The 14,993-nt window shown below is 64.3% G+C and carries 12 protein-coding genes and 1 pseudogene; 12 read left to right on the forward strand and 1 reads right to left on the reverse strand.

Annotation, left to right across the window (positions count from 1 at the left end):
- Positions 1–138 precede the first annotated feature (138 nt).
- The 12 genes and pseudogenes from miaB (at position 139) to gloA (ending at position 12,950) form a co-directional block, all read left to right on the forward strand.
- Positions 139–1,482, forward strand: a complete 1,344-nt coding sequence (gene miaB / locus PCA31118_RS12910) for a tRNA (N6-isopentenyl adenosine(37)-C2)-methylthiotransferase MiaB (protein WP_150625574.1) — start codon at positions 139–141, stop codon at positions 1,480–1,482.
- Between the two features lie 143 nt (positions 1,483–1,625).
- A complete protein-coding gene (locus tag PCA31118_RS12915) occupies positions 1,626–2,681 on the forward strand; it encodes a PhoH family protein (RefSeq protein WP_174990448.1) in 1,056 nt (351 codons plus the stop codon).
- Positions 2,678–3,151: pseudogene (ybeY, locus tag PCA31118_RS12920) on the forward strand (rRNA maturation RNase YbeY); the annotation flags it as partial. The gene PCA31118_RS12915 and the pseudogene ybeY, both read left to right, overlap by 4 nt.
- A gap of 100 nt (positions 3,152–3,251) precedes the next feature.
- On the forward strand, positions 3,252–3,947 hold the full coding sequence (locus PCA31118_RS12925; RefSeq protein ID WP_150625577.1) for a gamma-glutamylcyclotransferase: 696 nt from the start codon (positions 3,252–3,254) through the stop codon (positions 3,945–3,947).
- A gap of 216 nt (positions 3,948–4,163) precedes the next feature.
- Positions 4,164–5,039 carry a CorC family transporter gene (locus PCA31118_RS12930; RefSeq protein WP_150625578.1) on the forward strand — a complete coding sequence of 292 codons (876 nt, stop codon included), beginning with the start codon at positions 4,164–4,166 and terminating at the stop codon, positions 5,037–5,039.
- A gap of 36 nt (positions 5,040–5,075) precedes the next feature.
- The gene (gene lnt / locus PCA31118_RS12935; protein WP_246190207.1) at positions 5,076–6,629 is read left to right on the forward strand and encodes an apolipoprotein N-acyltransferase; all 1,554 of its coding nucleotides are present in this window, start codon (positions 5,076–5,078) and stop codon (positions 6,627–6,629) included.
- A 216-nt stretch (positions 6,630–6,845) separates the two neighbouring features.
- On the forward strand, positions 6,846–7,796 hold the full coding sequence (gene glyQ, locus PCA31118_RS12940) for a glycine--tRNA ligase subunit alpha (RefSeq protein ID WP_150625580.1): 951 nt from the start codon (positions 6,846–6,848) through the stop codon (positions 7,794–7,796).
- Positions 7,793–9,913 (forward strand): glycine--tRNA ligase subunit beta, encoded by a 2,121-nt coding sequence (gene glyS, locus PCA31118_RS12945; protein ID WP_150625581.1) that lies wholly within the window; start codon positions 7,793–7,795, stop codon positions 9,911–9,913. Before glyQ ends, glyS begins: the two co-directional genes overlap by 4 nt.
- A gap of 27 nt (positions 9,914–9,940) precedes the next feature.
- Positions 9,941–10,525, forward strand: coding sequence for a D-glycero-beta-D-manno-heptose 1,7-bisphosphate 7-phosphatase (gmhB, locus tag PCA31118_RS12950; protein WP_150625582.1), 585 nt, complete (start codon positions 9,941–9,943; stop codon positions 10,523–10,525).
- Positions 10,526–10,610: 85 nt separating this feature from the next.
- Positions 10,611–11,414: a lysophospholipid acyltransferase family protein gene (locus tag PCA31118_RS12955; protein ID WP_150625583.1), complete on the forward strand. Its 804-nt coding sequence runs from the start codon at positions 10,611–10,613 to the stop codon at positions 11,412–11,414.
- A 100-nt stretch (positions 11,415–11,514) separates the two neighbouring features.
- Positions 11,515–12,408 carry a M48 family metallopeptidase gene (locus tag PCA31118_RS12960; RefSeq protein WP_150625691.1) on the forward strand — a complete coding sequence of 298 codons (894 nt, stop codon included), beginning with the start codon at positions 11,515–11,517 and terminating at the stop codon, positions 12,406–12,408.
- A 140-nt stretch (positions 12,409–12,548) separates the two neighbouring features.
- The gene (gene gloA / locus PCA31118_RS12965; protein ID WP_150625584.1) at positions 12,549–12,950 is read left to right on the forward strand and encodes a lactoylglutathione lyase; all 402 of its coding nucleotides are present in this window, start codon (positions 12,549–12,551) and stop codon (positions 12,948–12,950) included.
- 86 nt (positions 12,951–13,036) lie between these two features.
- Here gloA and PCA31118_RS12970 read toward each other — a convergent pair whose 3' ends face one another.
- Positions 13,037–14,944: a sulfatase family protein gene (locus tag PCA31118_RS12970; protein ID WP_150625585.1), complete on the reverse strand. Its 1,908-nt coding sequence runs from the start codon at positions 14,942–14,944 to the stop codon at positions 13,037–13,039.
- Positions 14,945–14,993 lie beyond the last annotated feature (49 nt).

Below are 14,993 nucleotides of genomic sequence, written 5' to 3' on the forward strand. Positions count from 1 at the left end.
GCTACGGAGGTCCGGACAGGCCGGCCATGCCGGCTTTTGCGTTTGGGTCATCCCATTTCTCGCATGACCCGAGACTGAACCCCTGAAACACTCAATACGGACGCCCCCAGGTCAACCACTGCGAACGGCGCACACTCAATGGCAAAAAAGATTTACATCAAGACGTTCGGCTGTCAGATGAACGAGTACGACTCCGACAAGATGGCGGACGTGCTCGGGGCTGCCGAAGGCCTCGAAAAGACGGATACCCCCGAAGACGCCGACGTCATTCTCTTTAACACCTGCTCGGTGCGCGAAAAGGCGCAGGAGAAAGTGTTCTCGGATCTGGGCCGCATGCGCGCCCTCAAGGAAATCAAGCCGGATCTGGTGATCGGCGTCGGTGGGTGCGTGGCCAGCCAGGAAGGCGCGGCCATCGTGCAGCGCGCCCCGTACGTGGACGTCGTGTTCGGGCCGCAAACCCTGCACCGACTGCCGCAGATGCTAGAAGCGCGCCGCGCCACGGGCCGCTCGCAGGTGGACATCTCCTTCCCGGAAATCGAGAAGTTCGATCACCTGCCGCCGGCCAAGGTCGAAGGCGCCACGGCATTTGTCTCGATCATGGAAGGCTGCTCGAAGTATTGCAGCTATTGCGTGGTGCCCTACACGCGCGGCGACGAAGTCTCACGCCCGTTCGAAGACGTGCTCACCGAGATCGCCGGACTGGCGGAACAGGGCGTGCGCGAAATCACGCTGCTCGGCCAGAACGTGAACGCCTATCGCGGTCTGATGGCAGACGGCGAAATCGCCGACTTCGCGCTGCTCATCGAGTATGTGGCCGAAGTGCCGGGCATCGAGCGCATTCGCTACACGACCAGCCATCCGAAGGAATTCACGCAGCGTCTGATCGACACCTACGCCAAGGTGCCCAAGCTCGTGAGCCATCTGCACCTGCCCGTGCAACACGGGGCCGATCGCGTGCTCTCGGCCATGAAGCGCGGCTATACGGTGCTGGAATACAAGTCGATCATCCGCCGTTTGCGCCAGGTGCGCCCGGACATGTCGATGTCGTCGGACTTCATCGTCGGCTTCCCCGGCGAGACGGAAGAGGACTTCGACAAGCTCATGGCGATGATCCACGAGATCGGTTACGACACCAGCTTCTCGTTCATTTACAGCCCGCGCCCGGGCACCCCGGCCGCGAACCTGCCGGACGACACGCCGCGCGAAGTGAAGCTGCGCCGCCTGCAACACCTGCAGGCCGTGATCGAGGAGAACGCCGCGCGTATCAGCCAGAGCATGGTGGGGTCGCGTCAGCGTATTCTGGTCGAAGGTGTTTCGCGCAAGGACCCGAACGAGCTGCAGGGCCGCACGGAAAACAACCGCGTGGTCAACTTCCCCGCGCCCGAGGCGCAACGCGCAGGGCTCATCGGGCAGATGACCGACGTCGTGATCACTTTCGCCTACCCGCACTCGCTGCGCGGCGAACTGGTCACCACGCACTGAACGACGGAATCACAGAACGATTGCGACAAAAAGACAGCGACAGAAAGACAGCGCGAAACTGAACGGACCGGCGGCAGACAGGCATGCCTGCCCGCCGCACCCGCGCCATCGAACGACCTGAACAGGCAACCGACCGGATCATCTTGAAAGCACCCGTCCAAGAATTCACCGCCCCGCGCGACGACAATCGCCGTCTGGCCAATCTCTGCGGCCCGCTCGACGAAAACCTGCGTCAGATCGAACAGGCGCTCGACGTCTCGATCACCCGGCGCGGCCATCGCTTCTCCGTGCGCGGCAAGAGCGCCGCCGTCGCCACCCAGGCGCTCGAGAGCTTCTACAACCGTGCGACCGAGGCGTTGTCCGTGGACGACATCCAGCTCGGTCTCGTGGAAACACGCCAGGGCCTCGCGCCTACGGTGCGTCACGGCGACGACAACCCGTTCGCCGCCGGGCAGACGGAAGACGGCTCGCCGGTGTTGCACACGCGCCGCAGCGATCTGCACGGGCGCACGCCGGCGCAACGCGAATACCTCAAGCAGATCCTCTCGCACGACGTGACGTTCGGCATCGGCCCTGCCGGTACCGGCAAAACGTACCTCGCGGTGGCATGCGCCGTCGATGCGCTCGAGCGCGACGCCGTCAAGCGCATCGTGCTCACGCGCCCGGCGGTCGAAGCCGGCGAGCGTCTGGGCTTTCTGCCCGGCGATCTGGCGCAGAAGGTCGACCCGTATCTGCGCCCGCTTTACGACGCGCTGTACGACCTGCTCGGCTTCGACAAGACGCAGAAGTATTTCGAGAAGCAGATGATCGAGATCGCACCGCTCGCGTATATGCGCGGCCGCACGCTCAATCACGCGTTCATCATTCTGGACGAGGCGCAAAACACCACGCCGGAACAGATGAAGATGTTCCTCACGCGAATCGGCTTCGGCAGCAAGGCGGTGGTGACCGGCGACACGACACAGGTCGACTTGCCGCGCGGCCAGAAGAGCGGTCTGATGGAAGCGCAGGTCATTCTGAAGAACGTGCGCGGAATCGCCATGACGCGCTTCACGAGCGTGGACGTCGTGCGTCACCCGCTTGTCGCACGCATCGTCGAAGCATACGACGAGCACGCGCAGCACGTGGAAGCCGGACTCGACCTGCCCGCATCGGAGCGCCCCGCGCGCGCGTCGCGCGCCGCCGGAGGCAAGGCATGAGCATCGGGAGTCCCCGTGCGCCACGCCACGCGCTCACGCTGACGAACCAGTTCGTGGCGGGCGCCGCATTCGCGTCGCACAAGGCCTTGCTCACGCGTACCGCCGTGCGCCGCTGGGTGCAGGCCGCCCTGCTGGCCGACGCCGAACTCACGCTGCGCTTCGTCGACGCCGAAGAAGGCCAGACCCTCAATCGCGGCTATCGCGGCAAGGATTACGCCACGAACGTGCTCACGTTCGCTTACGCGCAGGACGAGAACGATCCGGTGACGGGCGACATCGTGCTGTGCTGCCCGGTGGTCGAGCGCGAAGCGAACGAACAGGGCATTTCGCTCGAAGCCCATTACGCGCATCTGATCGTGCACGGTGTGCTGCACGCACAAGGCTACGATCACGAGGAAGACGACGAAGCGCAGGAAATGGAAAGCCTGGAAACCGAGATTCTCGCCGGTCTGGGCTATGCCGATCCCTACGCCGCGGAGAAATCGCCGACCTCGACACAGGCCGTGCCATCCCCCCAACCGCCCGACGCTCGCAAGCCGGCCAAATCGCGCCGCGCCTGACCGACATCCCATGGACCGTATCCCCGATCGACCGACCGCCCCTGACGCCAGCGAAACCGCACAGGCCAGCCTCTCGAGCGGGCCCGGATGCACGCGATATCCGCCCGACCTCGGCGTATCGCGTCACCTGACGCAGGAAGAGATGAGCGCATCGCTGGACGCTGCGCTCGTCGACTGGGACGGTCGCGAGGATCTGTGGATCTTCGCGTACGGGTCGCTCATCTGGAATCCCGGCATGCCGGTCGAGGAAAGCCATCGCGCTCGCGTACACGGCTATCACCGGGGGCTGTATCTGTGGTCGCGCGTCAATCGCGGCACGCCCGAGCAGCCGGGACTCGTGCTGGCGCTCGACCGGGGCGGTTCGTGTGCGGGCGTGGCGATGCGGCTCGCGGCCCGGCATGCGCGCGCGGAACTCGAAACGCTCTGGTATCGGGAGATGGCGATGGGCTCGTACCGCCCGATGTGGCTCAATTGCCAGTTGGCGGACGGTCGGACGAAACCCGGGCTGGCGTTCGTCATGCGGCGCGAAGCTGTGAGCTACGCCGGGCGTCTGCCCGACGCCATCATCCGCCAGGTCTTCGATCAGGCGCAGGGACGCTACGGCACTACGCACGACTACGTCGCCCGCACGGTCAAGGCGCTGCGCGAAGCCGGCATGCCCGATCCGGCGCTCGAAGCCTTGCTGCACCGCTGCGGTGCAAAGTGATTCCGGAGGCGCGTGATAGCCGGTCCGTTTCGGGTGACCACGACGCGATTGCGGGCCACCTGACGAACCACCGAAATGTCCTGAAATACGCACATCGTCGCGCGCGCCCCCGGCGATACCGGAATGCGGGCCGTCTGACGCGGAGATGCCGCACATCTGGTGTATCCTTGAGCTTCCTGTAACAGCTCGGCGTCCGCCCAACTTGGACGCGCCGTCATGAACGACCCTTATCCCAGTCGACCCGGTCGAAAAAACACCGAAAAACCTCGCTCTCTGCTCGAACGCCTCACCGATCTGATTTCCCCGGAGCCGGAGTCGCGCGCAGAGCTGCTCGAAATTCTGCAAGACGCGCACGCCCGCAACCTGATGGACGCCGATTCCCTGGCGATGATCGAGGGCGTATTCCAGGTGGCCGACCTGTGCGCCCGCGACATCATGGTGCCGCGCGCGCAAATGGACGCCATCAACATCGAACAGATTCCCGAAGAATTTGTCCCCTTCGTGCTGGAACAGGCGCACTCGCGCTATCCGGTCTACGAGGGCAATCGCGACAACATCATCGGCATTCTGCTCGCCAAGGATCTGCTGCGTTACTACGCCAATCATGACTTCGACGTGCGCGACATGCTGCGCCCGGCCGTGTTCATTCCGGAGTCGAAGCGCCTGAACGTGCTGCTGCACGACTTCCGCGTCAATCGCAACCACATCGCCATCGTCGTGGACGAATACGGCGGCGTGGCAGGACTCATCACGATCGAAGACGTGCTGGAGCAAATCGTCGGCGACATCGAAGACGAGTACGACTTCGACGAAGAAGAAGACAACATCATCGCGGCGCCCGACGGCACGTATCGCATTCGCGCGCTCACGGAAATCGAGCAATTCAACGAAGCGTTCGGCACGCAGTTCCACGACGACGAAAACGACACGATCGGCGGTATGATCACGCACCAGTTCGGCCGTGTGCCGCGCCGGGGCGAGCGCATGCGCATCGGCAATCTCGTGTTCGAAGTGCTGCGCGCCGATGGCCGTCAGGTCCACATGCTGCTGTTGCGACGCGTGGAACCGGCACCGGCCGTTCAACCCGAATAACGCCCGCGTCACTCAACTCAACGATCCATGCAGGAAATGACCGTCCACGCGCCCGAGCGGCGCTCGTGGCCGGCCTGGCGTGCCCGAGCGCTCGCCGGTCTGGCCGGCCTCGCGCAAACCCTGGCGTTCGCGCCGCGCGACTTCTGGTGGCTGCAACTGCTCGCGATGGCGGGACTGTTCGCGCTCGTCGAGCGCAGCACCTCGTCACGTCAGGCACTCTGGCTGGGCGGCAGCTTCGGCGCCATGTCGTTCGTGAGCGGTATCTGGTGGCTCTACGTCAGCATGCACACCTACGGCGGCATGCCCGGGGTCATGGCGGGCGCGGCGGTCGTTCTGTTCTCGCTCTATCTCGCGATTTATCCCGCGCTCGCAGCGTTCGTCACGCGCATCGTCCCGGCGCCCGGTCCGTGGCGCGCCCTTGCCTTTGCCGGGGCGTGGACGCTGGCCGAATGGCTGCGCGGCACCGTCTTCACCGGCTTTCCCTGGCTCTCGCCCGGCTACGCCCACGTGGACGGCCCGCTCGCTGGCTTCGCACCGCTGCTCGGCGTCTACGGCATCACGGGGCTCGCCGCACTGGCCGCCGCCTGGGTTGCCCGTGCGATTCTGCCTGTCGTCGAGACTGCACCGATCGCACGACGCCTGGGCGCCATCGTCGGCGTGCTCGCCCTCATGGGGATCGGTGCGGGGCTGGCGCGTCATGCCTGGACCGCGCCATCCGGCCAGCCGATCTCGGTGCGCCTGCTGCAAGGCAACGTGCCACAAGACATGAAGTTCGAGCGCGCGGGCATCGATCACGCCATGGCGATGTATCGCGACATGATCGTGGCGGCCCCTGCCGACCTCATCATCACGCCGGAAACCGCGTTTCCGGTGCTGCTGCAAGGCATCCCGCCCGAAGTCGCCACACCGATCCGCGAGTTTGCGGATCGCACCGGCTCACATGTGGTGCTCGGCGCGGTCGGGGCAACGCTGACCGATCGCGGCCCGACCGATCTGACGAACAGTCTGTTTGGGGTGACGCCGCGAGACCAGACGCTTTACCGTTACGACAAACACCACCTCGTGCCCTTCGGTGAATTCGTGCCGTGGGGCTTTCGCTGGTTCGTCGACATGATGCACATCCCGCTGGGCGATTTCCTGCGCGGCACCGCCACGCCGGGCGGCTTCCCGGTCCGCGACCAGCGCGTGGCGCTCGACATCTGCTACGAGGACTTGTTCGGCGAGGAAATCGCGCAGGCGCTGCGCAATATGCCGGCGCCCGCGACCGTGCTTGCGAACTCGACCAACCTCGCGTGGTTCGGCGATACCGTCGCACTCGATCAGCACTTGCAGATCGCCCGCATGCGCACGCTTGAGACGGGGCGTCCAATGCTGCGCGCCACCAACACCGGCGCGACCGCCATCATCGACGCACACGGCAACGTGCAGGCGCGCCTGCCGGCGATGACCGTCGGCGCGCTCACCGGCAACGTCCAGCCATATGGCGGCCTTACGCCTTACGTTCGCTTCGGCAACCTGCCCGCATTGGGCCTCGCGCTCGTGGCGCTCGGGTTCGGGGTCGGTGTGGCGATGAAGCGCCGCTCGCGCTGAGCGCGAAAGCCTCCGTCGCGGGCGCGCTTCGACGTAGCAAAACGACACCGGGGGATGCCAAAATCCCCACGTCGTACTCGCCCGCGGCCATCAGCGCCCCGCGCGAGTCGAATTCCCGCTAAAATTCAACGTTTTAGTCTTTCGGCCGCGCTCGCGGCCGGGCCGAAAGACTGCGCAAAATCCGCATTTTTTCCTGTTCGTCCGCGCGAATTCATCATGCTTACCTTTCAACAAGTCATCCTGACGTTGCAGGATTACTGGGACAAGCAAGGCTGTGCGTTGCTCCAGCCTTACGACATGGAGGTCGGCGCCGGTACCTCGCACACCGCCACGTTCCTGCGCGCGATCGGCCCGGAGCCGTGGCGCGCCGCCTATGTGCAGCCGTCGCGCCGTCCCAAGGATGGCCGTTACGGTGAGAACCCGAACCGCATGCAGCATTACTACCAGTATCAGGTCGTGCTCAAGCCGGCGCCGGAGAACATTCTCGACCTGTATCTGGGGTCGCTGCGCGCGCTCGGTCTCGACCTGACCGAGAACGACGTGCGCTTCGTGGAAGACGATTGGGAAAACCCGACGCTCGGCGCCTGGGGTCTGGGCTGGGAAGTGTGGCTCAACGGCATGGAAGTCACGCAGTTCACCTACTTCCAGCAGGTCGGCGGACTCGATTGCAAGCCGGTGCTCGGCGAAATCACGTACGGCATCGAGCGTCTGGCCATGTATCTGCAACAGGTGGAGAACGTCTACGACCTGGTGTGGACGGAATGGGAAGAGCAAACGGCCGACGGCCCGGTCAAGCGTCGCCTGACCTACGGCGACGTGTTCCATCAGAACGAAGTCGAGCAGTCGACCTACAACTTCGAGCATTCGAACCAGCCGATGCTGTTCAGCTTCTTCGACAACTACGAGAGCGAAGCGAAGCGTCTGATCGAAGCCGAACTGGCGCTGCCGGCTTACGAGATGATTCTCAAAGCCGCGCACACCTTCAACCTGCTCGATGCGCGCGGCGCCATCTCGGTGACCGAGCGCGCGGCGTACATTGGCCGTATCCGCGCGCTGTCGCGTCTGATCGCACAGGCCTACTACGCGTCGCGTGAAAAACTCGGCTTCCCGATGCTGAACGCGCCGGCCGCCTCGAACCCAACATCCGCCCAAACGCAAGCCGCATGATGAGCACCGCACAACGCACCCTGCTGGTCGAACTGCTGACCGAAGAACTGCCGCCGAAGGCGCTGGCGCGTCTGGGTGACGCGTTCGCCGACGGCATCGCCAACGGCCTGCGCACGCGCGGGCTCGTGACCGACGCCAGCGTCGTCACCCCGTACGCCACGCCGCGCCGTCTGGCCGTCTCGATCACGAACGTGCTCGATCGCGCTCCCGACGCCACCATTCGCGCCAAAGTCCTGCCGGTGTCCGTCGCGCTCGACGCCAACGGCAACCCCACACCACCGCTCGCGAAGAAACTCGCCGCGATGGGCTTTGCCGACCTGCCGGTCGCGAGCCTGGAGCGCGCCATGGACGGCAAGGCCGAAGCCTTCTTCCATACCTATACGGCACCGGGCGCCCAACTGGCCGACGCATTGCAGGCATCGCTCGACGAAACACTGGGCAAGCTGCCGATTCCGAAGGTCATGAGCTACCAGCGCCCGGACGGCGAGACGGTGCAGTTCGTGCGTCCGGTGCATGGCCTGATCGCCCTGCATGGCGAAACGCTCGTGCCGGCCACGGCGATCGGTCTGGCCTCAGGCACCAAGACGCAAGGACATCGCTTCCTGTCGGCAGGCGAAGTCGCCATTGCCAACGCAGACGCCTACGCCGCCACGCTCGAGCGCGAAGGCAAGGTGCTCGCGAGCTTCACGGGCCGTCGCGATGCGATCCGCGCGCAATTGCTCGACGCCGCCGGCAACGACCACGTGGTGATGCCGGACGCGCTGCTCGACGAAGTGACCGCACTCGTCGAATGGCCCGCGATCTACGCCTGTCACTTCGAGTCGGAATTCCTCGCCGTGCCGCAGGAATGTCTGATTCTGACGATGCAGACGAACCAGAAGTACTTCGCGCTCACCGACAAGCCGCTCGCCGACGGGGGTCGCCTCACGAACCGCTTCCTGATCGTCTCCAACATCGCGACGGACAAGCCCGAACAGATCGTCACGGGTAACGAACGGGTGGTGCGTCCGCGTCTGGCCGATGCGAAGTTCTTCTTCGAGCAGGACAAGAAGAAGCCGCTGGCCGATCGCGTGCCGCTGCTCGCCAACGTCGTTTATCACAACAAGCTGGGCTCGCAGTACGAGCGCACGCAACGTCTGGTGAAGCTCGCCGGTGCGATCTCGCACATGATCGGCGCAGACGCTGACGGCGTGAAACTGGCCGAGCGTGGCGCCTTGCTCGCCAAGGCGGACCTGCTGACCGACATGGTCGGCGAATTCCCCGAACTGCAAGGCACCATGGGCACCTACTACGCGCGCAACGACGGTGAAGCCGCCGATGTCGCGCAAGCCTGTTCGGAACACTATCAGCCGCGCTTTGCGGGCGACGCCCTGCCCGCCAGCCCGACCGGCACGGTGGTCGCGCTGGCCGACAAGCTCGAAACGCTCGTCGGCATCTGGGGCATCGGCCTGCAACCGACCGGCGAGAAGGACCCGTTCGCACTGCGTCGCCATGCCCTGGGCATCGTGCGCATGCTCATCGAGAAGCGTCTGCCGGTGCTGCTGCCGGAACTGCTGCATGTGACGTACAAGCAATTCACGACGGGCGTGGCCGATGACGGTTATCTGGGCGACGTGTATCAGTTCGTGCTCGATCGTCTGCGCGGTTATCTGCGCGAGCGTGGCTACGCCGCCAACGAGATCGAAGCCGTGCTGGCAGAGCAGCCGAAGTATCTGGGCGATCTGATCGAGCGTCTGGATGCCGTGCGCGCGTTCTCGGCACTGCCGCAAGCCGAGGCCCTCGCCGCAGCCAACAAGCGTATCGGCAACATCCTCAAGAAGACGGCGCCGCCGGCTGACGGCACGATCTCGCCGGATCTGTTGCTGGAACCGGCCGAGAAGGCGCTTGCTGCCGCACTCGAGAAAGTGACGCCGGCGGTCGAGCAGAAGTTCGAGGCGCGCGAGTACGCCCAGGCGCTCTCCGCGCTTGCCGAACTGCGCGACGCGGTCGACGCCTTCTTCAACGACGTGATGGTGATGGCCGACGAGGAGGCGCTGCGCAACAATCGCCTCGCGTTGCTCAAGAACCTGCACTTCCAGATGAACCGCGTGGCCGATCTCTCGAAGCTCGCCGCCTGATGTTCCCACGAGTCAACTGAGCTCCTCATGGATTCGCGCAAAGATCGCACACCCGGCCCCGCCGCCCGCAAACTCGTGATTCTCGACCGGGACGGCGTCATCAACGCCGACTCGGATCAATTCATCAAGTCGACGGACGAGTGGGTACCGCTGCCCGGTAGTCTGGAGGCCATCGGCCGGTTGAATCAGGCCGGGTATCGTGTGGTGGTCGCGACGAATCAGTCGGGTGTCGGGCGCGGTCTTTTCGATATGGCGACGCTCGGCGCCATGCACGCGAAGATGTCGAAGCTGGCGGCCGCCGCCGGTGGACGCATCGACGCGGTGTTCTTCTGCCCGCATACGTCGGTCGATGCGTGCGATTGCCGCAAGCCGAAACCCGGACTCTTCCAGGAAATCGCGCGACGCTACGAAGTCGACCTGACCGGCGTGCCGGCCGTGGGCGACTCGTTGCGCGATTTGCAGGCCGCGGCGGCCGTGGGCGCGATGCCGCATCTGGTGCTCACCGGCAAGGGCAAGAAAACACTCGCGGCCGGTAACCTGCCCGAAGGCACGCGCGTACATGACAGTCTGGCGGCCTTCGTCAACGATCTGCTCGCCGACGAGGACGCTTAACTACGGCGCGCGTCGCCATGCCCCGCATATCACGAATATCGTGAATATGGCGAATATGGCGACGAACGCTCTCAGGCCAGAACCCATGCAGCAACTTCGCTCGATCCTTTTCTTCATCTTCCAGATCGTCTGGACGATTCCGTACGCCATCGCGTGCATCGTGTCGTTTCCGTTCCTGTCGCGCGTGCAGCGTTACTGGTTTGCGGTCGGCTGGTGCAAGGTGGTGATTCGCGTGGGCGACAAGCTGTGCGGCATGCGGTATCGCGTCATTGGCCGGGAGAATCTGCCCGAGACGTCGGCGATTCTGCTCTCGAAGCACCAATCGGCCTGGGAGACGGTGGCGTTGCCTGCCCTGATGCCGCGACCGCTTTGCTACGTTTTCAAGCGCGAGTTGCTGTATGTGCCGTTCTTCGGCTGGGCGCTGGGTCTGCTGAGCATGATCCACATCGACCGCCGCAAGGGTACCGACGCCTTTGCATCGGTCGTGACGCAGGGGCGCGAACGTCTTGCCGAGGGAAACTGGATCATCATGTTCCCGGAGGGCACGCGTACGAAGACCGGCTCGCGCAACAAGTACAAATCGGGTGGCGCTCGTCTGGCGACGGCAACGGGCACGCCGGTCGTGCCGATTGCGCACAATGCCGGACGCGTTTGGCCGCGCAACTCGTTCATGAAATTTCCCGGGGAAGTGATCGTCTCGATCGGTCCGGTCATCGAGACGGCGGGCCGCACGGCCGAGGCCGTCAATGCCGATGTCGCCGAGTGGATCGAGCGCGAGATGATACGCATCGACCCGGCCGCCTATACGTCTAAGCCGAGGACGGGGGCGTCGAATATGTCGGATACGTCGAATACGTCGGATAAGTCCGACACTGCGCCCCGGACCTGAACGCGCAATCACGCGAGACCGTCTCATGTCGAAAGCTCTGCCTGCCACTCGCGATCCTCGCGACACCCGCGCCCCCCGGCATGAGACGCCAGCACCGCAAATGGAACTCGATCTGTTCGGCAGCCCGGCGGCGGAAGCGAACGGCGTAGCCACGGATGCGCCCGGCGCGACCGTACCGCTGGTTGCCCCTTCGGCATTACCCCCTGCCGCAGACACACCGCCCTCCACGACCGCCCCAACGCCTGGCGTCGGTCCGCGACGCGCACCGGCCGCCGGCGAGCGTGTCATCGTGCTCGACGGTCACGCGCTCTACTACCGCTTCAAACGTTCCTCGCGCCGGACCATCGGCTTCATGATCGACGAATCGGGCCTCGCGGTCACAGCGCCGCGCTGGGTCACCATCGCGGACGTGGAAGCCGCGGTCACCGAAAAGAAGCGCTGGATCTTCAGCAAGATCGCCGAATTCCGCGAGCGCGCCGCGCGACGCGTCATTCCTCGTGTCACATGGATCGACGGCGCAACGCTGCCCTATCTCGGCCATACGCTGACCGTGCGGCTCGGCGGGCGGGCAGGTGTCGCCCAGTACGACATCCATACGCACACGCTGTGGCTCGATCTGCCGCCGCAAGCGGCGCCGGAACAGATGCGTGACCGCGTACAGGGTTGGCTGCAACAGGAATCGCGCAAGCTCTTTACGACACGGCTGGAAGTCTATGGGGAACGGCTTGGCGTGCGCTACACCGCGCTGGGGTTGTCCTCGGCCACCACCCGGTGGGGCAGTTGCAGCGCCGACGGTCGTATCCGGCTGAACTGGCGTCTCATCCACTTCCCGCTCGGTGTCATCGATTACGTGGTGGCTCACGAACTAGCGCACCTCAAGGAAATGAACCACGGGCCGCGCTTCTGGCAGGCCGTGGCGTCGATCTTCCCGGAATTCGAAGCGGCACGCGACACGCTCAAGTCCCATGCGCCCGAGTGGCTGCCGGAGTTCTGAGCGGACTGTCTCTGTCGTGCATCCGAACGAATGCTGGGGTCGCATTTCAAGTTAAAAATTGCTCAACGCACCATGAATGATGTTCATTTTCATGGTGACGAGTACAATTGAGTTTTCGTTGTCCCCACACTGAAAACACCATGCGAATGCTCCATACCATGCTGCGCGTCGGCGACCTGCAGCGCTCGATCGATTTCTACACGCGCGTACTCGGCATGCAGTTGCTGCGTCAGAGCGAGAACCCCGAATACAAGTACACGCTGGCGTTCGTCGGCTACGGTGCCGAGTCGGAGAACACCGTGCTCGAACTGACCTACAACTGGGGTGTGGACAAGTACGAGATGGGCACGGCCTTCGGCCATCTGGCCGTGGAAGTCGACGACGCGTACAAGGCCTGCGACACGATCCGCGCCGCCGGCGGCAAGGTTTCGCGCGAAGCCGGTCCGGTCAAGGGGGGCACGACCGTCATCGCCTTCGTGGAAGATCCGGACGGCTACAAGATCGAGCTGATCCAGAAGCACTCGACGAAGGGCGGCCTGTAAGTCGACATCGACTGCGCTACGTCCGCGAGCCACCCTTGGGTGGCTCGTTTGCATTGGGACGGCCGATTTTGCCGGACACGCCCCAATTACTCGATCGCGCGTTGCGCCAGCCAGGGGTGAGGCTTGTCGATGGGCAGATAGTGCCCGTCGTCGACGCCCACCTCCTGCGCGATGAGACGATTGAGCTTTTCGTTCATCGACATGACGATGTCCCGATGTGCCGTCAGATCGCGGGCCAGATTGTTCATCTCATGGGGATCGGCCTGAAGATCGAACAATTCGAGATCGTTCATCGCGGTCAGCTCGTCGAGCGTGCGTGGCACGTGGTGATGACGCAGCGAAAAATAGCGGGCGAACTTGTAGCGTCCGTCGTTGATCGCGCGAATCGCGGAGCGCTTGTTCAGATCGATGTGCAGCGCCGCCGTGCGCTTCGCCTTCTCCTGCGCCGACAAGCCCCGCGCGCGCCGGATCGCCTGCACCTGGCCGATGTAGTCCGCATCGGCGTACAGCATCATGCTGTAGCAGTAAAGGCTCGACTCGCGCACCGCATGCACGGAAGCGCGATCCGGCGCCGCCAGTAGCGGCGACGCATCCTTGCCCTTGCGCTCGCCCAGGATCTGGCGACGCAGCCCTTCGGGCGCCCCCGTCAGACCGAGCAATGTCGGCGCCAGATCGAGGTGGCAGGTCATCGCGGAACATGTCTTCCCGCCCAGGTACGCGGGGTGACGGATAACGAATGGCACATGCATCTGTTCGCGATACACCGACGATCCTTTGCCATGCATCTGATGATGCCCGCCAAGCTCGCCGTGATCGGCCGTGAAGACGACGATGGTCCGCCCGGCGATACCGAGTGCGTCCAGTTCGCTCAGCAATCGCGCGACATGGGTGTCGCAATCCCGAATGCAATTGAAGTAGTAATCCTGGAGTTTGCGCCAGCGACGATCTTCGTCCGGAAACTGACCGACGAGCGCCGCGCGCGCGCGTTGGTACTCCAGATGCGCCGGGGGCCGACCCGGCTCGGAAAACGATTGATGACGGCTCGCAGGAAGAGGGACATCCGGCCATGTGGCCTGATACAACGCATGTTGTGGCGGCTGCGCCGGCGCCATGCCCACACCGCCGTCATTGTCCTGTCCGGTCCATTGCACCGGCGCGCCGGGCTGGTCCGTGTCGAGGAACATCACGTCGTGCGGATTGACGAGATTCACCGCAAGAAACCACGGCTTGCCCGCACTCCGGAGTTGTTCGGCGGTGCTGCGCAACCAGTTGACGCTCTCGCCCGTCGTCACGGCGTCGTACAGGTAACCGCCTTGCGACAGGCCGATCACGTCGCCTACGCCGTGGTAGTCGCGAAAACCGTATTGCTCCATGATGCGATGGAGTTCCGGCCTCGGCTGGAGTCCGAGATCCTCCGGATGCACCACCGCATCGATCTTGTCGTTGAGGTGCCACTTGCCCTTGTAGGCGGCGTAGTAGCCCGCGGCGTGCATCATCGTGCCGAGCGTGCCCAGCTTCGGGTCGAGACTCAGACCTTGTGTGAAGGGCAGCCCGAGATTGTCGAACATGCCCGTCTGCGGCATATGCAAGCCGGTGTACATCACCGAGCGCGACGAAGTACACACGTTCGTATTGTTCTCGTGATGCAGGAACGTGACGCCCTCACGCATGAGACGCTCTCTGCCCGGCACCGGAAACGGATAGCCGCCATCGAAGTGGCGCTCCTGATCCGTCACGATCAGGAGGATGTTGTAGCCAGCGGGAAGTTGGGCCGGGATGGGGGCAGCCGGGGTCGAATCGAATGCGGAAGCGGAGGCAGAAGCGGAATTGCGGCCGGAGGGCGGATTGTCGTCACTCGACGCCGCTTGGGCGACGGTGCCCGTCAATGCCCCCGATGCAGCTGCGACGCCGGTCGCCAGCAAGAAGCGCCGTCGTTCGGCGCTCGCGGGATCTCGCGGGTTGTCGGGCGTTTCGTCATCTCTGGCGTCCACCATTGCATCCTCCCAATCGACCGGCGTTTATCGGAATGCATCGACGTACTTA

Source organism: Pandoraea captiosa, assembly GCF_902459775.1.
GTDB lineage: Bacteria > Pseudomonadota > Gammaproteobacteria > Burkholderiales > Burkholderiaceae > Pandoraea > Pandoraea captiosa.